Consider the following 19,188-nt stretch of genomic DNA (forward strand, 5'->3'; position numbering starts at 1 on the left):
GGGGGCCTGGATCTCAATGACCCTGACTCGGCTGCAGGTGGACGGTGTGCGCATCCTGCGCGACATGCGCCTGGACCCCGTCGACGGGATCAATGTGATCGCCGGCCTGAACGGTGCCGGCAAGACCAGTCTCCTGGAAGCCATTCATCTGCTGGCGACCGGCCATTCCTTTCGCACACGTCAACTGGACCCCGTGTTGAGTCGCGGTGCCGATGCCCTGTTGGTCAGCGGCACCGTCGGAGAGGGTGGGTATCCGGTGGGGATCCGAAAGTCCGCCGGCGGGACGGAAGTGCGGATTCGTGGCAGGCGGGCGGCCGGGATGGCAGAACTGGCCCGGGAGCTTCCCGTGCTGGCCATCCATCCGGAAAGCCATGTGCTGGTGGCGGGGCCGCCGGGTCAACGGCGGGCATTCATGGACTGGGGGGCGTTTCATCGGGAAGCGGACTTTCACGGGATCTGGGTTCGCTATCGAAAGCTGCTTCAACAGCGCAATGCCGCTCTGCGATCCGGAGCTGATCCGCGGTTGCTGCGTGCCTGGGATGACGAACTGGCGTCAGCCGGGGAGCGACTGCATGAGCGCAGGGCGGCGTACGTGGCGGCCCTGGACAACGCGTTGACATCACTGTTGGCCGGATGGCCGGAGATGGCGGCGTTGGCTTGGGAGTACCGGCGGGGGTGGGCGCAAGGCACGACCCTTCGCGAGACACTGGAGCGCCAGATGGCCCGGGATGTGGCAGGGGGCTTCACACACGCCGGACCGCACAGGGCGGAACTGGTCTGGCGTCTGGATGGTGGTCCGGCAGCGGAGGTGGCCTCCAGGGGCCAGCAGAAATCCCTGGTGATATTGCTCAAGCTGGCACAGGCGCGGGTGCTGCAGCTGGAAACCGGGCGGGCGCCCATCGTTCTGGTGGACGATCTGGCCTCGGAACTGGATGCGGCGCGGCGCGAGCGAGTGCTGCAGCTGCTTCGGGAGCTGGGGGCGCAGGTCTTTGTGACGGTGATCGATGCCGGGTCACTGGACGTCAGCGGCTGGGCGCAGGCGCGAATGTTCCACGTGGAACATGGCCAGGTTCGGGTGGTGAGCTGATTGCTGCAGACCCGGTGAAGGCCACCGTTCAGGGGGTGTGAAGTGGTATAATGCCCGCTTGTGCTTCGAAAGGGAAACGGCATGACGGAACCCCAGGTCAAGACCTACGATTCCTCCAATATCAAGGTTCTCAAGGGACTCGACGCAGTCCGCAAGCGCCCCGGCATGTACATCGGGGATACCGATGACGGCACCGGGCTGCACCATATGGTGTTCGAGGTGGTGGACAACGCCATCGACGAGGCCCTGGCGGGGTATTGCTCGAAGATCCAGGTCACCATCCATACCGACAACTCGGTCAGCGTCTCCGACGATGGCCGCGGCATCCCCGTGGATATCCACCCGGAGGAGGGCCGCTCGGCGGCGGAAGTGATCATGACCGTGCTGCATGCCGGCGGCAAGTTCGACGACAACTCCTACAAGGTTTCCGGAGGCCTGCACGGCGTGGGCGTCTCCGTGGTCAATGCCCTGTCCGAGTGGCTGGAGCTGACCATCTACCGTCATGGCAAGGTCCACAAGCAGATCTACCGCATGGGGGTCCCGGACGCGCCCCTGGCCGTGGTGGGTGACAGCGAGCTGACGGGCACACGGGTCCATTTCCGCCCCAGCACGGAGGTCTTCTCCGATACCGAATTCCATTACGACATCCTCTCCAAGCGGCTGCGGGAGCTATCGTTTCTGAATTCCGGGGTGCGCATCCAGCTCACCGACGAGCGCGACGGCAAGGAGGATGTGTTCGAGTACCAGGGCGGCATCCGCGCCTTTGTGCAGCACCTGAACCGGAACAAGACGCCGCTGCACCCCACGGTCATCTACTGCAATGCCGAGCGTGACGGCATCACCGTGGAAGTGGCCTTGCAGTGGAATGACTCCTACCAGGAGAACATCTTCTGCTTCACCAACAATATCCCGCAGCGGGACGGCGGCACCCACATGGCCGGCTTTCGCGCGGCGCTGACCCGGGCGCTCAACCAGTACATGGAGGCCGAAGGGATTCTCAAGAAGCAGAAGGTCAGTACCACGGGGGACGATGCCCGCGAGGGTCTGACGGCCGTGCTGTCCGTGAAGGTGCCCGACCCGAAGTTCTCGTCCCAGACCAAGGACAAGCTGGTGTCCTCAGAGGTCAAGGCCGTGGTGGAGGGTATCCTCTACGACCACCTGCAGTCCTTCCTGCTGGAAAATCCCCCCGAAACCCGCATCATCACCGGCAAGATCATTGACGCCGCCCGTGCCCGGGACGCCGCGCGCCGGGCCCGGGAAATGACCCGCCGCAAGGGGGCGCTGGACGTGGCCGGTCTGCCCGGCAAGCTGGCCGACTGCCAGGAAAAGGATCCCGCGCTCTCCGAGTTGTTCCTGGTGGAGGGCGATTCCGCCGGGGGATCCGCCAAGCAGGGGCGCGATCGGCGCACCCAGGCGATCCTGCCGCTCAAGGGCAAGATCCTCAACGTGGAGAAGGCCCGCTTTGACAAGATGCTCTCCTCGGCGGAGGTGGGCACCCTGATCACCGCGCTGGGTTGCGGCATCGGCAAGGACGAGTTCAACCCGGACAAGCTCCGCTACCACCGCATCATCATCATGACCGACGCGGACGTGGACGGGTCCCACATCCGTACCCTGCTGCTGACCTTCTTCTACCGGCAGATGCTGGAGCTGATCGAGCGCGGGCACGTGTACATCGCCCAGCCGCCCCTCTATAAGGTGAAAAAAGGCAAGCAAGAACAATATGTTAAGGACGAAGTGGAGCTCAACAACCTGCTCCTCCAGCTGGCTCTGGAAGGCGCCCAGCTGCTCATCAATCCGGAGGCCCCGCCCATCAGCGGCGAGGCCCTGGAGGACCTGGCGCGCCGCTACATCGGTGTCATGGGGGCCGTGGATCGTCTCGCCCGCCGTCATGACCGCACGCTCCTGGAGCGCATGGTGTTCGCCCCGCCCCTGGACCCCACCCGGATCCAGGACCCTGAGGCCGTGCGCGCATGGTTCGACGACCTGGTGGAGAGCCTGCGCAGTGACGCCGCCGGAGCCACCCGCTACGCGGTGCGCGCCAACCCCGATGGCGAGGGCGGTTCCGAGGTCCACGTGGTGCGCACGGTGCACGGCGCCGAGCAGGTGGAACGCTTCGGACGGGATTTCTTCGCCTCACCGGAATTCCGCGCCATGCGCGACCTGGCCGAACGCCTGGACGGCCTGCTGGACGCGGGCGCCTACGTCCAGCGCGGCGAGCGCCGCCAGCCTGTATCCGGCTTCCGCGAGGTGATGGACTGGCTTCTGGGCGAGGCCCGGCGCGGCCTCAGCGTGCAGCGCTACAAGGGCCTCGGCGAGATGAACCCGGAGCAGCTCTGGGAGACCACCATGAACCCCGACACCCGCCGGCTGCTGCAGGTGAAGATCGAGGACGCCGTGCGCGCCGACGAGGTCTTCACCACGCTCATGGGCGACCAGGTGGAACCCCGCCGCGAATTCATCGAGACCAACGCCCTGACGGCGGCCAATATCGATATCTGAACGGACTTGCTTTAACCACGAAGCACACGAAGGGCACGAAGAAAGGATTTTTTGGCTGTGGAGATCCGGGATTTCTCTCACCTTTCCGACCCGCACTGACGTTCGGCGGCTTCGTTGGGGCAGGAAAAATGTCTCTCGCAAAGACGCGAAGCCCGCCAAGAAAACACAAGAATCATGAATTGATCATTTCTTTGCGGGCTTCGCGTCTTTGCGAGAGTCCCGCTTTTTTTGTCAACGAAGCCACCCAACGGACAGGCGGATCTTCGGTATCAGCCGGAGCCCCAATCTCCACAGCACATCATCTTTTCTTCGTGCCCTTCGTGTGCTTCGTGGTTAGACAAACATCGCGAAAGCCCAAAGAAAAAGGCCCGGACTGTGTTCACAGCCGGGCCTAATGCTTGCACTGGAGGGTGTCAAGCGTCGATCAGTTGTAAACCCCCATGTCGCGGGCGCGGCGTTCCTGGTCCAGCTGTTTCATGATCAGGGCCAGGGCATCGGTGTAGGGCACGCAGCCGTTGCGGCGGATCACTTCACGACCCTCGCGGCTGCCCACGAAGCGCACGAAGTCCTGGATCTGGTCGGCCTTCGGGTTGCTCGGGTCGTAGGCGATGTACAGCGGGCGGTACAGGGTGTAGGCGCCGGTGCGGATGTTGTCGTAGCTGGGCTCCATGCCGTCCAGGTTCAGGATCTTCAGATCACGGCGCTGGGCGCTGCTGATCCCGGTGATACCGATGGACCAGGGCGTTTCCTCCACGGCACGCTCCAGGGGACCGCTGGACGGGAAGAAGCGCGTGGCGGTGAACTCCTGGTCGAAGTTGGCATAGACCAGGTGGCGCACCATACGGCCCACGCCGGAGATCTTGCCCTGGCGGGCGAAGACTTCCATGGGCTGATCCGGGCCGCCCAGCTGGTTCCAGTTGGTGATGCGCCCGAGGAACAGGTCACGTACCTGCTCCAGGGTGATGTTGTCCACCGGGGTGTCCTTGTGCACGATCACCACCAGTGCGTCCCAGGCCACGGGTTCCAGGTGGGCCAGGGCCTCGGCGGGCTCGTTGGGTAGCGGCAGGCGGCAGGTGCCGCCCATGTCCGAAATCCCGGCCGATGGCTGACGAATGCCCTGCGTGGCACCGCTGCCCACCACCTCGATGGTGATTCCGGTCTGTTCCTTGAAGGCCGCGGACAGTTCGTCCATGAAGGCGTTGCGCGAAATGCCGCAACCGGCCCAGGTGAGCGTGGATTCGGCGTGGGCCAGGTTGGCCATCAACCCCAGCATCAGTACGGCGAGTAGTTTGCGAAACATGACTCTCTGTCCTCCGTTATGGTTACAGGGCTCTGGCGGCCCCTTTTACCCAAGTTTCCTTAAACACCCTGCTGGCCCAAAGTGCAACTTAGTTCACACTATTCGGTAGCAAAACGTCGCCAAGCGTAGCTAGAAACCACTTTTCTAATAAGGACTTAAGCTCCTGAGCAGGTCGGTGCACCGGGCATATTCCATACCCGCACCGCACGCGTGCTACATTTAGCCCCCGTCCTCTGAGCAAGCCGACCTGTACCCCATGAGCAATCCCCTGCTGGAAGCCTTTGATCTGCCGCCGTTCTCACGCATTCGTCCGGAACACGTGGAGCCGGCCATCGACCAGGTTCTCGAAGAAAACCGACAGAAAATCAAAGAATTGGTCGAAGCACCCGGCCCCTTCACCTGGGACAGCCTGATTCATCCCCTGGGTCTCATGGAGGACCGCCTCGGGCACATCTGGTCTCCGGTGCGCCACATGAACTCCGTGGTCAACACCGAGGCCCTGCGCGCGGCCTATAACGCCTGCCTGCCCAAGCTCTCGGAGTACGGCACGGAGCTGGGCCAGAACGTGGCGCTTTTCCGGGCCTACCAGTCGATTGCCGAGGGTCCGGGCGCCGAGCGCCTGGACCCGGCGCAGCGCAAGGTGATCCGGGATGCGCTGCGGGACTTCCACCTGAGCGGCGTCGATCTGCCCGAGGAGAAGAAATCCCGTTACAAGGCCATTGCGCAGGAGCTGTCGAACCTCCAGTCGCGCTTCGAGGAAAATATTCTCGACAGCACGCACGCCTGGAAGCAGCACGTGACCGACCGCGCCGCCCTCGCAGGCCTGCCGGACTCGGCCCTGGACATGCTCGCCCAGGCGGCGGGTCACGCGGACCTGGACGGGTGGCTCATCACCCTGGAGTTCCCCTCCTACTACGCCGTCATGACACACGCTGATGACCGTGCGCTGCGCGAGGCGGTGTACACCGCCTACGTCACCCGCGCCTCGGACCAGGGGCCGCACGACCGCCAGTACGACAACAGCGCGCTCATGGAACAGATCCTTGCCCTGCGCCATGAGCAGGCCCGGTTGCTCGACTACGAAAGCTTCGCCGACCTGTCCCTGGCCACTAAAATGGCGGACTCGCCGGCCACGGTGATCGATTTTCTCACCGATCTGGCCGAGCGTGCCAGGCCCCGTGCCCAGGAGGAGCTGGACGAACTGCGCCACTTTGCCGCACAGCACCTGGGCCTCGATGATCTGCAGGCCTGGGATATCGCCTATGCCAGCGAAAAGCTCCGACAGCACGCCTACGCGCTCTCCCAGGAGGACCTCAAGCCCTACTTCCCGGTGAACCGGGTGGTTCCCGGCCTGTTCCGGCTGGTGGAGCGCCTCTACCAGGTGAGCATCGTGGAGGTCGAAGGCGTCGATGTCTGGCATCCGGATGTGCGTTTCTACGAGATTCGCGATCCGGACGGCGCGCCACGCGCGGCCTTTTACCTGGACCTTTACGCACGGCCGAAAAAGCGCGGCGGTGCGTGGATGGACGAATGCCGCAACCGGCTGCGGGACGGCGACCGGGTGCAGATCCCGGTGGCTTACATGACCTGCAATTCCACGCCGCCGGTGGGCGACAAGCCGGCGCTGTTCACCCACGACGAGGTGATCACCCTGTTCCACGAGTTCGGTCACGGTCTGCATCACATGCTCACCCGGGTGGACTATCCGGATATCGCCGGCATCAACGGCGTGGAGTGGGACGCCGTGGAACTGCCCAGCCAGTTCATGGAGAACTGGTGCTGGGAGCGCGAAGCCATGGATCTGTTTGCCGGCCACTACGAGACCGGCGAGCCGCTTCCCGAGGACCTCTTCGACAAGCTCATCGCCACCCGCCACTTCCAGGCGGCCATGCAGCTGGTGCGCCAGCTGGAGTTCTCGCTGTTCGACATGCGGCTGCACGGGGAATACGATCCGGCGCGAGGCGGGCGCATCCAGGAGATCCTCGACCAGGTGCGCGCCCAGGTGGCCGTGGTGAAGCCGCCCGCCTTCAACCGCTTCCAACACGGCTTCTCCCACATCTTCGCCGGCGGCTACGCCGCGGGCTACTACAGCTACAAGTGGGCCGAGGTACTCTCCGCCGACGCCTTCGGGCGCTTCGAGGAGGAGGGCCTGTTCAACCCCGAGGTGGGCCGGTCCTTCCTCGAAAACGTGCTGGAGCGGGGCGGCTCACAGCCCGCCATGGATCTGTTCAAGGCATTCAGGGGGCGCGAGCCGGACATCGAGGCCCTGCTCCGTCATTCGGGGTTGACGGCAGATACAAGGGAAAAGATACAAGGTACAACGGGGATTAAAGCGTAGCACTGTCCTGGCCTTCCCTTTTACCCTTGGACCTTTGCCCTTGTCCCTGCCTTCATGAAAATAGCCACCTGGAACGTCAACTCCCTCAAGGTGCGTCTGCCCCACGTGCTCGACTGGATGGCTGCCAACAGCCCGGACGTGCTCGCGCTGCAGGAGACCAAGCTTACCGACGACGCCTTCCCCGTGGAGGCCATCGCCGAGGCCGGCTACCGCTGCGTGTACTCGGGGCAGAAGACCTATAACGGGGTGGCCGTGCTCGCGAAGTCTGAACCCGTTGATCCGTTGACCGACATCGAGGGGCTGGACGACCCCCAGCGCCGCATCCTCGCCGCCACCGTGGACGGGGTGCGCATCATCAACCTCTACGTGGTGAACGGTTCGGAAGTGGGTTCGGAGAAATACGCCTACAAGCTCGCGTGGATGGACAAGGTCACCACCTGGATCGCCGGGGAGCTCAAACGCCACGAACGTCTCGTGGTACTCGGGGATTTCAATGTTGCGCCCGAGGATCAGGACGTCCACGATCCGGAGGCATGGCACGAACGCATCCTGTGTTCCACGCCCGAGCGTGAGGCGCTGGGAAAGCTGTTCGCTCTGGGCCTGAGCGATTGCTTCCGCAAGTTCGAGCAGCCCGAGCAGAGCTTTTCCTGGTGGGATTATCGCGCCGCCGCCTTCCGCCGCAACATGGGCCTGCGCATCGACCTGATCCTCACCAGCCCCCCCATGACCGAGGCCTGCACCGCCTGCACCATCGACGTGGCCCCGCGCCGTCTCGAACGCCCGTCCGACCACGCGCCGGTGGTGGCCGAATTCGTGCTGTAAACCGTCCCACCGCCCGCAGTGCCGACCGTATGCCTCTTGACCACGAAGCGTAAGGACAAGAATGTTCTCTCGCAAAGAGCGCAAAGTACGCCAAGAAAAGAAGGAATCCTTTAGGTTGGGTGAGTGCCGCGAACCCGACCCCGAATCCGTTCGATGACTGGGACATGCTCCCAAGCGCTGTATAGCACTCAGCGCCTCGACGAGGACTGACCGGAAACGGAGTCTCTACGCATTTTTTCTGTTTGTTATAAGAGACCCTCTTGGCCTTTCTTGGCGTACTTTGCGCTCTTTGCGAGAGAACGATTTTTTTCTTTCCTGGCGTCTATCGTGTGCTTCGCCAAAGCAGGAAGGCCTTTCCTCCCAAAGCCGCATTCGCGGTAACATCGGCGCATCATGAAATACCGTGACCTCAGGGACTTCATTGCCCAGCTGGAAGCGCTGGGTGAACTCAGGCGTGTGAGCGTGGAGGTGGATCCGCATCTGGAGATGACGGAGATCTGCGACCGCACCCTGCGCGCCGAAGGACCCGCCCTGCTCTTCGAGAAGCCGAAGGGGCACACGATCCCTGTTCTGGGCAACCTGTTCGGCACGCCCCGGCGGGTGGCGCTGGGCATGGGCGAGGATTCTGTGGAGGCATTGCGCGAGGTGGGCAAGCTGCTGGCGTTTCTCAAGGAGCCGGATCCGCCCAAGGGGCTGAAGGATGCCTGGAAGACCCTGCCGGTGTTCAAGAAGGTGCTGGACATGGCGCCCAAGAAGGTGGGCAGCGCCCCGTGCCAGGCCGTGGTGCGCGAGGGCGGTGCGGTGGACCTTTCCACCCTGCCCGTGCAGACCTGCTGGCCCGGCGACGCGGGGCCGCTCATCACCTGGGGCCTGGTCGTCACCAAGGGGCCGCGCAAGGACCGCCAGAACATGGGCATCTACCGTCAGCAGGTGATCGGCCCGAACCGGGTGATCATGCGCTGGCTCTCCCACCGGGGCGGCGCGCTGGATTTCCGCGACTGGTGCGAGGCGCACCCGGGCGAACCCTTCCCCATCGCGGTGGCCCTGGGGGCTGACCCGGCCACCATCCTGGGCGCGGTGACCCCTGTGCCCGACAGCCTCTCGGAACACGCCTTTGCCGGGCTTCTTCGCGGTTCGCGAACAGAACTCGTCAGGTGCCTGGGCTCGGATCTGCTGGTGCCCGCCTCTGCGGAGATCGTGCTCGAGGGCGTGATCCGCCCCGGGGACACGGCGCCGGAAGGCCCCTTCGGGGACCACACCGGTTACTACAACGAGGTGGACGATTTTCCCGTCTTCACGGTGGAGCGCATCACCTCGCGCAAGGACCCCATCTACCACAGCACCTACACCGGCCGCCCGCCCGACGAACCCGCCATCCTGGGCGTGGCCCTCAATGAGGTCTTCATCCCCATCCTGCAGAAGCAGTTCCCGGAGATCACGGATTTCTACCTGCCGCCGGAAGGCTGCTCCTACCGGCTGGCCGTGGTGACCATGCGCAAGCAGTATCCGGGGCACGCCAAGCGGGTGATGATGGGTGTGTGGTCCTTCCTGCGCCAGTTCATGTACACCAAGTTCGTCATCGTGACCGACGACGACGTTGACGCCCGGGACTGGAAGGACGTCATCTGGGCCATGACCACGCGCATGGATCCGGCCCGCGACACGGTCATGGTGGAGAACACGCCCATCGACTACCTGGACTTCGCCTCCCCGGTCTCCGGCCTGGGTTCCAAGATGGGCTTCGACGCCACCCACAAGTGGCCCGGCGAAACCACCCGCGAATGGGGCCGCCCCATCGTCATGGACGAGGCGGTGAAGAAGCGGGTCGACGAACTGTGGGAGAGTTTGAAGATAGGAAAGCGCTAGAGACAAGAGACAAGAGGCAAGGGCCCCCACCCCAGCCCTCCCCCGCTTCGCGGGGGAGGGGGTCTTATCCTCCCTCTCCCTCAGGGAGAGGGCTGGGGTGAGGGTGGTTTCCCTTGCCACTTGCCACTTGAGACTAGCCACTGAAGACGGCCATCGCCTTTAAATCCCCCCCGGCATGGTCCACACTCTGAAGCGGGCCATCGGACACGAATAAGAAGCAGGGGAGATCCACATGCGCCGAATCATGGTTCTGAACGCCAAGGGGGGCTCAGGCAAGACCACGCTGGCCACCAACATCGCCGCCTACTATGCCCAGGACGGCAAGGACGTCATCCTCGCCGACTTCGACCCCCAGGGCTCGAGCCTGTCGTGGCTGGAGGCGCGCGGGCGCGGGCGGCCGAAGATCCACGGCATGGCCGCCGCCAGCGAGGGGCTCAAGGGCATGCGCAAGGCGGACATCATGGTCATGGATCCACCGGCCGCGGTGCACGGCAAGGAGCTGACGGCGCTCCTGCGGCGCGCCGAGACGGTGCTTATCCCGGTGCTGCCCTCGCCCATCGATATGCGCGCCGTGGCGAAATTCATCCAGGAGGTAAAGGCCTCCGCGCCGGTCTCCGGCAAAAAGGTCAAGCTCGCGCTGGTGGCCAACCGGGCCCGCGAGGTGACCAACATTTACTGGGAGCTGGAGGAGTTCCTGGGCACCCTGAAGGTTCCGTTCCTGACCCACCTGCGCGATTCCATGAACTACATCCGCGCGGCGGAGCGTGGCATCGGCATCCACGAGATGGCCCCCTACGCCACGGCGGTGGACCGGGAACAGTGGGCCCCCATCATCCGCTGGCTCAACAGCAAGCGCAGTCGTCCCTGATCGGGGTCGCCATGGCGACCCGTCACGCCCGGCCCGGTGAAGTCGTGGATCTCGCCACCTGGGGTGACGAGCTCCCCGGCGCCCACTCGAAGACCATTGCGAAACAGACGCACATGGAACTTGCACGCATTGTGCTGCGTGCGGGCGAATCCTGGGAGGCACACCGCGTCGACGGCCCGCTCGTGTTCCAGTGCCTCTCGGGCCGCTTCCGTTTTCGGGTCGGATCGGAGGACCGGCTGTTGACGGCCGGACAGCTGCTTTACCTGCAGGGGGGCGAAGTCCACGCGGTGCACGCGCAGACCGACGCCACCGCGCTGTTGACCATCCTGTTCACCTGACGCTGCTGTGCCGGTCACTTTCAAAAGCCCGGCACACGGTGATATCACCTATCTCCGGGAGGTGGCCGAGGAGCTCATCCGGCTGATGGGCCACAGTGGCACGATACCCGGCGCCCTGGCGGCCGAGGATGTGCCCCGGGCGCTGGCCAGGTTGCGTGCCGGTCTTCGCGTTGCAGGCGCGCCGCCGCCTTCGGGGGCTGTCCCGGATAGTGAAGACGACGAGGACCCGCCGGTGCCGATCGCACAACGCGCGCTGCCCCTGCTGGCGTTGCTGGAAGCCGCCGAACAGCAGGGTGAGTATGTTCTGTGGGACGCACACTAACCCGCATAGCTCACCGGCGTCGTCGCCAACAGACCATTCAGTGGAGAGTCCGCCCATGCCTTACGTGAACATCAAGATCACCCGCGAGGGTGCGACACCCGAACAGAAACAGGCCCTGATTCAGGGCGCCACGCAGCTGCTGGTGGATGTGCTGGGCAAGAACCCGAAGACCACCGTGGTGGTGATCGACGAGGTGGATACGGATAACTGGGGCGTCGCGGGCGAGAGCATCACCGTGAGGCGAGCCCGCGGGGAGTGAACGCATGGCGCGCCGGCCCGGCCCGTTGCGCGATGACCGGCTGCGCCGACCTGTAAATCCGTTGCACCCGACCGGATGCGGCAGCCGCCGCATCCGGTGCGGATTTCCTCAGGCGGACTTCTTCTTCCTGGCGCGACGACGCTTGGGTTTGGAGAGCTTGCGCAGCTTCTTTTCCAGCGCCGCTTCCATCTTTTTCAGTTCCCGCGTGGCGGCTGTTTCCAGGCGCGTGGCGCGGGTCTGAAGTTGCGCGAGCCAGCCTGCGGCCTGCTTGTGTTCGGCGGTCGCTTCGCGGATGGCCTGCTTGGCGCTCTTCACTTCATCGCGCGCCTTGGCAGCAGATGCCCTTGCGTTTTCCTTCGCCGCACCCTTGGATTTCATAACGCGCGCCTTGGCCTTTTCCAGGCGGTCCATCATGCGTGCCAGCTTGTTGTTGGCCGACTCGATCTTTGATTCGGCACGATCGACGGCCTTCTGCGCACGTTCAATGGCGCGATTGAAGGTGGTCCCCGGTGCGATGTTCTTTTGTGCCTTCCTGCGAGCCTTTTTCTTTGCGGCCATATTGTCACTCCCGTGGTGTGTATTGAGCCTTGCAGTTGCAGTCGCTTTGTCACGCGATCAGGGGGAGTCTATATCACTGTGGGAGAAACGCGAAACCGCCGCGCACGCGAAACATCCCCTTCCCGTGACTCATGTCGGCAACCGAAACATTGCATTGACCAACCAAGCGAGCCGAAAGCCCATGTGCCGAGCATGATCAACGGCGACGAATTGACGCGCCAATGGAAACCCCGCCGCCGCCGCGGTGTCAGTGTTTGTGTGCCAGTCCATTCATACCGGAGGATACCTTGATGGCCTTCAACACCGAGCAGCAGCCGGGCATGACGGAGTCCGTCGCGCCCGAGACACGCGGGTTTCGTCTGAATCACAGCATGCTGCGCGTCAAGGACCCCCAGCGGTCGCTGGCGTTCTACAGCAGGGTCTTCGGCATGCGCCTGCTGCGCAAGCTGGACTTCCCGGAACTGGATTTTTCGCTCTATTTTCTCGCCGCCCTGGACGAGGGGGAGGTTGTTCCCGAGGATGTGGACGAGCGCACGCGCTGGACCTTTTCACAGCGGGGAATCCTTGAACTGACCCACAACTGGGGCACGGAAAAGGATGCGGACTTTCGCTATCACGACGGCAATTCCAAGCCTCAGGGGTTCGGGCACATCTGCTTCTCGGTGCCCGACCTGGATGCGGCGGTGCAGTGGCTGGACAGCCACGAGGTGCCGTTCGTGAAGCGCCCGGATGAGGGCGGCATCAAACATGTGGCGTTCGTCACCGATCCCGACGGTTACTGGATCGAGATCCTGGAGCCGGCACGATTGACCGGGCTGGGACGGTCCTGAAGTGGGAAGGGTGAATTGGGAAGTGGGAACCGGGTCTGCAGGCCCTCGTGGCGGTTGATGAACAGTGATGCGCTGGCTTGTGCTTGTGGTCGTCGTCATGTCTGCTGCGTGTACGCCGGTGCGTGTGCCGCCGGGTGAAGCGGTGCAACGCCCGATCCTCGAAGCCGATGCGCTGGTGGCTCGTGACGGGGCTCGTCTGCCGGTGTCGCGTTGGGAGGCGGACACGCCTGCGGCGCGCCTGGTGGCGCTGCACAGTTTCAGGGATTACCGGGGCGCCTTCGATCAGCTGGGCCCCTGGTTCGCCGCGCGCGACGTGTCGGTGATCGCCATGGATCAGCGCGGTTTCGGCGACGCGCCGCATCCCGGCCTGTGGGCCGGAAGCGACGCCCTCGTGGACGACCTGCGCGACCTGATTGCAGTCCTGCGCCGAGAGGACACGGACACGCCCCTGTTCGTGCTGGGCGAGAGCATGGGTGGCTCCGTGGCCGTGGCGCTCATGGGCGGCGAGGATCCGCCGCCGGTGGACGGCATCGTGCTCGCGGCGCCCGGTGTGCGCGAGGGCATTCCCGTCAAACCTCTGTGGGACGGCGGGCTGTGGCTGGCGGAGCGGATCATGCCGCGTTTCGCCGTCACCGTGCGCGAAGACTACGAGGGCGTGCTCGCACCCGAGGCGGTGCAACGTTTTCGCCATGACCCGAAAGTCCTGCGGCGCATTCGCGCGGACACCTATGCGGGTGTGGTGTGGCTCGCCGAGACCGCATCGCTGCGCGCGGCCTCGGTGGAGACTCCGATGCTCGTGCTCTACGGTGCGGGTGACCGCACCATCCGGCGCGTGGCCATCTGCCACCTGGTCCGTCACCATGCCACCGGCGCGGTGGACCTGCGAATCCGGGAAGACTGGCCGCACCTGCTCCTGCATGGCCCCGACCGGGAGAGGGTGGCCACGGAGATCCTGGCCTGGATGAACGGCGAGCGGCACGAAGGCGCCGTGCATCGCGAATGCGCTGACTCAGGACACTAGGCATGCCATACAATGCGCCCCATGAACCGGATCCTGGTTGTCCTGATGGTCCTTGCGGCCTTGCTCCTCTCGGCCTGCGGTCGCGAGCTGCCGCCCGCCGAAGAGCAGATCCGCGCGCTGGTGACCGAGGCCCGCGAGGCTGCGGAAGCGCGCAACCTGTCGGCCCTGCGCGCGCTCATCGCCGACGACTACAGCGACGCACAGGGCCGGGGGAAAGACGATCTGGTCAACATCCTGCGGCTCGTGTTTCTCCGGCACCAGTCGGTTCATCTGCTCACGCGGGTGCAGGATCTGCGCTTCCCGGAGCCGGATCGGGCGCACCTGACCGTCTATGTGGCCATGGCCGGGCGCCCGTTCCCGGAGCAGGACATCGGATTGCTTCGTGCCGACCTGCACCGTTTCGACCTGACGCTGCGCCACGCGGGCGGCGGAAAGTGGCAGGCGGTGGAGATCGACTGGCGCCGCCCCGATCGCGGCGATCTGCCCTTCTAGCGAGACCTTCATGACACCCATGCAAGAGACGGTGGTGGTGCTCGGCGCGAGCCCCAAGCCGGAACGCTATGCCCACCAGGCCGTGCTGGCCCTGACGCGCCACGGCCATCGGGTGATCCCCGTGCATCCGCGCCCCGGGGAGATCGGCGGCTGGCCGGTGGTGCCCGCCCTGGACGCGGTCACCGGGCCCGTACACACCCTCGCCCTGTACCTGGGTCCCGCGCGCAGCGAGGCCCGGATCGCGGAGATCGTGGCGCTCGCCCCCGGCCGGGTGATCCTCAACCCGGGCACCGAATCCCCGTGGCTCGAGGCCGCCCTGAACGACGCCGGGATCCCCTGGGCCCACGACTGCATCCTGCGCATGCTCGACGGCGGACGCTTCTGAACGGCGGGCCATGACCATGGGTGACTGGTGGCGACCGATGTCCTGGTGGAGCGAGGAGAACGCCCTGTGGGTGCTGTTTGCCAGTGCGTTCGTCTCCAGCACCCTCCTGCCGGGCTCCTCGGAAGGCGTGCTGGTGGCGGCGGCGCTGAGCGGTTTCACACCTATCCATCTGCTCTGGGTGGCCACGCTCGGCAATACGCTGGGCGGGCTCACCAACTGGTGGATCGGCTGGTGGATCGCCACCCGCTACCCGGCCCGCCGGCTGGTCCGCCCCGAACAGGAAAAGGCGTTGTTTCGCGTGCGCCGCTATGGCTGGCCGGTGCTGCTGCTCTCCTGGCTGCCGGTGATCGGTGATCCCCTGTGCCTCGCGGCCGGGTGGCTGCGCATCAACTTCTGGCTCAGCGCCCTGGCCATCGCCATCGGCAAGGCGGCCCGGTATGCGGTCCTGTTGTGGCTGGTTCCGTTCGGGGGCTGAGGGGGGGGGGGCAGGAAAGAATACTTCCAACGCAAAGGCGCGAAGACGCAAAGATCGCAAAGGGTTTTTGTTCAAAAAGATCTTCTTCGCGTCCTTTGCGTCTTCGCGCCTTTGCGCTGGAAGTTGCTTTTCCTGTCCGCAAAGAACGACGCCGCCCAGTGTGCTAAAATGGCACATTCATTCATCCCAGGGGACCGCAGGTCATGGGTCTTCCCTATCTCTCCCCTTACAGTCTGCGCACCACCCTGCTCGCGTTCGTGATCGTCCCCCTGCTCGGCGTCATGCTGCTGGTCGGGGCGTGGGGCCTGCGGGCCGTGGAGGCCCGTATGGAGGAACGGCTTCAGGAGGATATTGAGCTGGTGGCCCGGGCCATCCAGCTGCCGCTGAGCCGGTCACTGGAGCGGGGCGAACGCGGCGGCGTGCAACAGGCCCTGGACTCCGCATTTCGCATCGACCAGGTCTACGGCGCCTACGTCTACGACGAGCGCGGTGAGCTGGTGGCCGCCAGCGGTCCGCGCGGGCCGTCCATGGTGATTCGCCGGGAGGCGCGCGACATCACCGCCGGCGGCACCCGGGGCCTGTTCGAAGAGCGTGCGGGCAAGCCCGTGTACTCATTCTTCATGCCCCTGTCGGACGCCGGGGGTCGCATCAGCGGGCTGCTGCAGGTGACGCGTCACCGTGCGGACTTCCAGGACGACCTCGCCCAGCTGCGGCGCGAGGCCCTTATGGTGCTCGGTGCGCTGGCGCTCCTGTTCTTCGGTGTGGTGACCCTCGGACACCATCGGGCCGTGGGGCGTCACGTGAACCAGTTGGTGGAGGGCATGGCGCGGGTGGGCCGTGGCGAGCGCGGCTACCGCGTCAGTCCCGCCGGGCCCCACGAGTTGCGCACCCTGGCCAAGGCCATGAATGCCATGCTGGACAGCACGGACCGGTCCGAGACGGCGTTGGCGCACCAGCGTGCCGAGCAACAGGCCCTGGAGGCCCGGTTACGGGAATCGGAGAAGCTCGCGGCCATCGGTCAGCTGGCGGCGGGTGTGGCCCATGAGCTGGGTTCTCCCCTGGGCGTCATCGACGGCACGGCCCAGCGTGCGTTGCGCCGGCTGCCCGACGGCGACGCCCTGCACGGTGACCTGACCGGCATCCGCACGGAGGTGGCACGCATGGAGCGCATCGTGCGCCAGCTCATGGACTTCGGGCGGCGCAACCCGCTGCACCGGCGACCGGAGCAGGTCCCCGTGATCGCGCAGGCCGTCGCCCGCCGATTGCAGGAGGCCGGCGCGCCCGTGGAGATTGCCCTGCACGGCCCCGAAGACATGCCGGACCTGCCCCTTGACCGTCCGCGCCTGGAACAGGCCCTGGGCAACCTGTTGGAGAACGGGGTCCAAGCGGCGCGGCAGCGCGTGTCGCTGAGCTGGGCGCTGGAACGGAAGGCCCTGCGCCTGGTTGTGGAGGACGATGGCCGGGGGGTTGACCCGGACATTCGCGAGCACCTGTTCGAGCCGTTCTTCACCACAAAGCCGGTGGGGCAGGGCACCGGTCTGGGACTCTCCGTTGCCCACGCGGCTGTGAACGACCATGGCGGCGAATTGCGGGTGGACCGAAGCCCCCTGGGCGGTGCCCGCTTCACCCTCCTGTTGCCTCTGGAGGTGCCCCATGGATGAGCCTGTCCCGACGGCGAGCATTCTGGTGGTGGAGGACGACGCGGGCCATCGGGCCCTGCTGCACGACGAACTGGTCGATGCCGGGTACCCGGTGGTGGCCGTGGGTGACGCGGAGCAGGCCGTGGCCCGACTGGATGCCCGGGACTTCGACCTGGTGGTGAGCGACCTGCGTCTGCCCGGGGCCGACGGCATGGAGCTGCTGGGTCACTGCCGGCGCCTGCCGGCGGCCCCCGGCTTTATCATCATCACCGCGTTCGGCACCATCCCCCAAGCGGTGGAAGCGCTGCGCCAGGGGGCCGATGATTTCCTCACCAAGCCCGTGGATCTGGACCACCTCGGCCTGGCCGTGCGGCGCGTGCTGCGCACCCGCGCCCTGCAGGCGGAAGTGGCCCGCTACCGCCAACTCCTCAACATGTCGGATTTCCATGGGCTCATCGGCGCCAGCCCCGCGATGCTGGCGCTGTTCGATGCCATACGCCGGATCGCCCGTGCCCCGGGGCCGGTGCTCATCACCGGAGAATCGGGTACCGGCAAGGAACTGGTGGCCCGCGCACTGCACGCCGAGAGCGAGCGCTGCAACGGCCCCTTCGTGGCCATCAACTGTGCCGGGATTCCCACGGAGCTGCTGGAATCCGAGCTGTTCGGTCATGCGCCCGGTGCGTTCACCGGTGCCACCGGCGCCCGCAAGGGCTTGTTTGCGGAGGCGCACGGCGGCANNGCCGCCGATGCAGGCCAAGCTGCTGCGTCTGCTGCAGGACGGGCGCGTGCGCCCCGTGGGCGCCAATCGCGAGGAGGCCGCTGACGTGCGGGTGCTGGCGGCCACGAACCGCGATCTTGCCCCCATGATCGACGATGGCAGCTTCCGCGAGGATCTCTTCTACCGCCTGGAGACGTTCCACATCACGATCCCGCCCCTGCGTGAACGCGGCGAGGACGTGGAACGCCTCGCGCTGGCGTTTCTCAGGCGCTCCGCAGCCGCGCTGGACCGGGACATCGGCGGGATCAGCCCGGAAGCGCTGCGCGCCCTGCGCCGTTACGATTTTCCGGGCAACGTGCGCGAGCTGGCCAGCATCGTGGAGCGCGCGGTGGCGTTTTGCCGGGGCGCGGAGATCGGCGAGTCCGATCTGCCCGACCGGGTGCTGGCGGGCCCGGTGGCGCCTCAGCCGGCTGACGGCCTTTGGGGGGATGAACAGGCCATGCCAACACTGGCCCAGGTGGAGGACCGCTACATCCGCCATGTGCTGGACCGGGTCGACGGCAACAAGCGCCAGGCCGCCCGTGTGCTGGGCATCGGCCGGCGTACGCTTTACCGCCGCCTCGGGGTGGACTGACACGGGTCAGTCAGGCCCATGTGCCAGTCTGACACGGCTTGATCGGCTCCGACCGGGCAGCAGGTCGGGTAGAGATTTTCCTTAAAAAGAATCGGTTAGAGCGCATTATCGGCACCCGCGCTGGTCTGGCATGGTCCTTGTAGGCAGTAAAGGGTGAACTTTCACCCAAAGATCCGGAGGATCAAGACACATGACCCGTCAATTCCGCAAACTCCCCCTCGCCCTGGCCATGGCTGCCCTGCTCGGGCTGTCCGGCGCGGCCATCGCCCAGCAGCAGGGCCAGCCCCCGACCGGCCAGGAAGGCGCCCCGCCGGCCGGCCAGCCCGGCATGGACCAGCAGCAGCCCGGGGCCCAGATCGATCCGGACACCCTGGACCGGTTCGTGGATGCTTTCGTTGAAGTGCAGCATATCCGCGAGGACTTCGCCGAGCGTCTGCAGGGTGTCGAGAGCGAGGCGGATGCCCAGGCCATGCAGCAGGAGGCCCAGGAAGAGATGATCAGCGCCGTGGAGGACAACGGTCTGAGCGTCGAGGAGTACAACCAGGTGGCCATGGCTCTGCAGCAGGATCCCGCCATGATGCAGCAGGTTCAGCAGATGGCTCAGGAACGGATGTAAGCCGCACAAAAAGGCCCCGCCCTCTGTCGAGGGCGGGGCTTTTTTGTGGGCAGAGACAAGATGCAAGAGACAAGAGGCAAGTGGGTGGCGGTGTCCGTGTCGGGCTGAAGCCCGACC

At 65.4% G+C, this 19,188-nt stretch carries 18 protein-coding genes and 1 pseudogene; 17 read left to right on the forward strand and 2 right to left on the reverse strand.

The window, feature by feature from the left end; genetic code table 11:
- The first annotated feature begins 16 nt into the window (after positions 1-16).
- Positions 17-1,087 carry a DNA replication/repair protein RecF gene (gene recF / locus B1C78_RS11120; protein ID WP_077279242.1) on the forward strand — a complete coding sequence of 357 codons (1,071 nt, stop codon included), beginning with the start codon at positions 17-19 and terminating at the stop codon, positions 1,085-1,087.
- A gap of 81 nt (positions 1,088-1,168) precedes the next feature.
- Entirely contained in the window at positions 1,169-3,589 is a 2,421-nt protein-coding gene (gene gyrB, locus B1C78_RS11125) for a DNA topoisomerase (ATP-hydrolyzing) subunit B (protein WP_077279243.1), read from the forward strand.
- Between the two features lie 424 nt (positions 3,590-4,013).
- Here gyrB and B1C78_RS11130 read toward each other — a convergent pair whose 3' ends face one another.
- Positions 4,014-4,889: a phosphate ABC transporter substrate-binding protein gene (locus tag B1C78_RS11130; protein ID WP_077279244.1), complete on the reverse strand. Its 876-nt coding sequence runs from the start codon at positions 4,887-4,889 to the stop codon at positions 4,014-4,016.
- Between the two features lie 256 nt (positions 4,890-5,145).
- Here B1C78_RS11130 and prlC point away from each other — a divergent pair, with 256 nt between their 5' ends.
- The 7 genes from prlC (at position 5,146) to B1C78_RS11165 (ending at position 11,702) form a co-directional block, all read left to right on the forward strand.
- Positions 5,146-7,227: an oligopeptidase A gene (gene prlC / locus B1C78_RS11135; protein ID WP_077279245.1), complete on the forward strand. Its 2,082-nt coding sequence runs from the start codon at positions 5,146-5,148 to the stop codon at positions 7,225-7,227.
- A 54-nt stretch (positions 7,228-7,281) separates the two neighbouring features.
- The gene (xth, locus tag B1C78_RS11140) at positions 7,282-8,049 is read left to right on the forward strand and encodes an exodeoxyribonuclease III (protein WP_077279246.1); all 768 of its coding nucleotides are present in this window, start codon (positions 7,282-7,284) and stop codon (positions 8,047-8,049) included.
- A 393-nt stretch (positions 8,050-8,442) separates the two neighbouring features.
- Complete coding sequence (gene ubiD, locus B1C78_RS11145) at positions 8,443-9,915, forward strand: 4-hydroxy-3-polyprenylbenzoate decarboxylase (protein WP_077279247.1); 1,473 nt, start codon at positions 8,443-8,445, stop codon at positions 9,913-9,915.
- A gap of 232 nt (positions 9,916-10,147) precedes the next feature.
- Positions 10,148-10,783, forward strand: coding sequence for a ParA family protein (locus tag B1C78_RS11150; RefSeq protein ID WP_077279248.1), 636 nt, complete (start codon positions 10,148-10,150; stop codon positions 10,781-10,783).
- An 11-nt stretch (positions 10,784-10,794) separates the two neighbouring features.
- Complete coding sequence (locus tag B1C78_RS11155; RefSeq protein WP_077279249.1) at positions 10,795-11,121, forward strand: cupin domain-containing protein; 327 nt, start codon at positions 10,795-10,797, stop codon at positions 11,119-11,121.
- Between the two features lie 7 nt (positions 11,122-11,128).
- Positions 11,129-11,443: a DUF1840 domain-containing protein gene (locus tag B1C78_RS11160; protein WP_077279250.1), complete on the forward strand. Its 315-nt coding sequence runs from the start codon at positions 11,129-11,131 to the stop codon at positions 11,441-11,443.
- A gap of 55 nt (positions 11,444-11,498) precedes the next feature.
- Entirely contained in the window at positions 11,499-11,702 is a 204-nt protein-coding gene (locus B1C78_RS11165; protein WP_077279251.1) for a tautomerase family protein, read from the forward strand.
- Positions 11,703-11,810: 108 nt separating this feature from the next.
- Here the strand turns inward: B1C78_RS11165 and B1C78_RS11170 are convergent, their stop codons facing one another.
- Positions 11,811-12,260, reverse strand: a complete 450-nt coding sequence (locus B1C78_RS11170) for a hypothetical protein (RefSeq protein WP_077279252.1) — start codon at positions 12,258-12,260, stop codon at positions 11,811-11,813.
- Between the two features lie 290 nt (positions 12,261-12,550).
- Here B1C78_RS11170 and gloA point away from each other — a divergent pair, with 290 nt between their 5' ends.
- From gloA to B1C78_RS11210, 8 genes and pseudogenes are all read left to right on the forward strand, one after another.
- A complete protein-coding gene (gene gloA, locus B1C78_RS11175; protein ID WP_077279253.1) occupies positions 12,551-13,090 on the forward strand; it encodes a lactoylglutathione lyase in 540 nt (179 codons plus the stop codon).
- 97 nt (positions 13,091-13,187) lie between these two features.
- Complete coding sequence (locus B1C78_RS11180; protein WP_077279259.1) at positions 13,188-14,111, forward strand: alpha/beta fold hydrolase; 924 nt, start codon at positions 13,188-13,190, stop codon at positions 14,109-14,111.
- A 21-nt stretch (positions 14,112-14,132) separates the two neighbouring features.
- Positions 14,133-14,603: a Cif family virulence factor gene (locus B1C78_RS11185; RefSeq protein ID WP_245795404.1), complete on the forward strand. Its 471-nt coding sequence runs from the start codon at positions 14,133-14,135 to the stop codon at positions 14,601-14,603.
- Between the two features lie 10 nt (positions 14,604-14,613).
- On the forward strand, positions 14,614-14,988 hold the full coding sequence (locus B1C78_RS11190) for a CoA-binding protein (protein ID WP_077279255.1): 375 nt from the start codon (positions 14,614-14,616) through the stop codon (positions 14,986-14,988).
- A 16-nt stretch (positions 14,989-15,004) separates the two neighbouring features.
- Positions 15,005-15,463 (forward strand): YqaA family protein, encoded by a 459-nt coding sequence (locus tag B1C78_RS11195; protein WP_077279260.1) that lies wholly within the window; start codon positions 15,005-15,007, stop codon positions 15,461-15,463.
- A gap of 203 nt (positions 15,464-15,666) precedes the next feature.
- Positions 15,667-17,124, forward strand: a complete 1,458-nt coding sequence (locus tag B1C78_RS11200; protein ID WP_077279256.1) for a sensor histidine kinase — start codon at positions 15,667-15,669, stop codon at positions 17,122-17,124.
- Positions 17,117-18,455 (forward strand): annotated as a pseudogene (locus B1C78_RS11205) (sigma-54-dependent transcriptional regulator). The gene B1C78_RS11200 and the pseudogene B1C78_RS11205 overlap by 8 nt, the downstream one beginning before the upstream one ends.
- A 190-nt stretch (positions 18,456-18,645) precedes the next feature.
- On the forward strand, positions 18,646-19,071 hold the full coding sequence (locus B1C78_RS11210) for a DUF4168 domain-containing protein (RefSeq protein ID WP_077279257.1): 426 nt from the start codon (positions 18,646-18,648) through the stop codon (positions 19,069-19,071).
- The last annotated feature ends 117 nt before the right edge of the window (positions 19,072-19,188 follow it).

Source organism: Thioalkalivibrio denitrificans, from assembly GCF_002000365.1.
GTDB lineage: Bacteria > Pseudomonadota > Gammaproteobacteria > Ectothiorhodospirales > Ectothiorhodospiraceae > Thioalkalivibrio_A > Thioalkalivibrio_A denitrificans.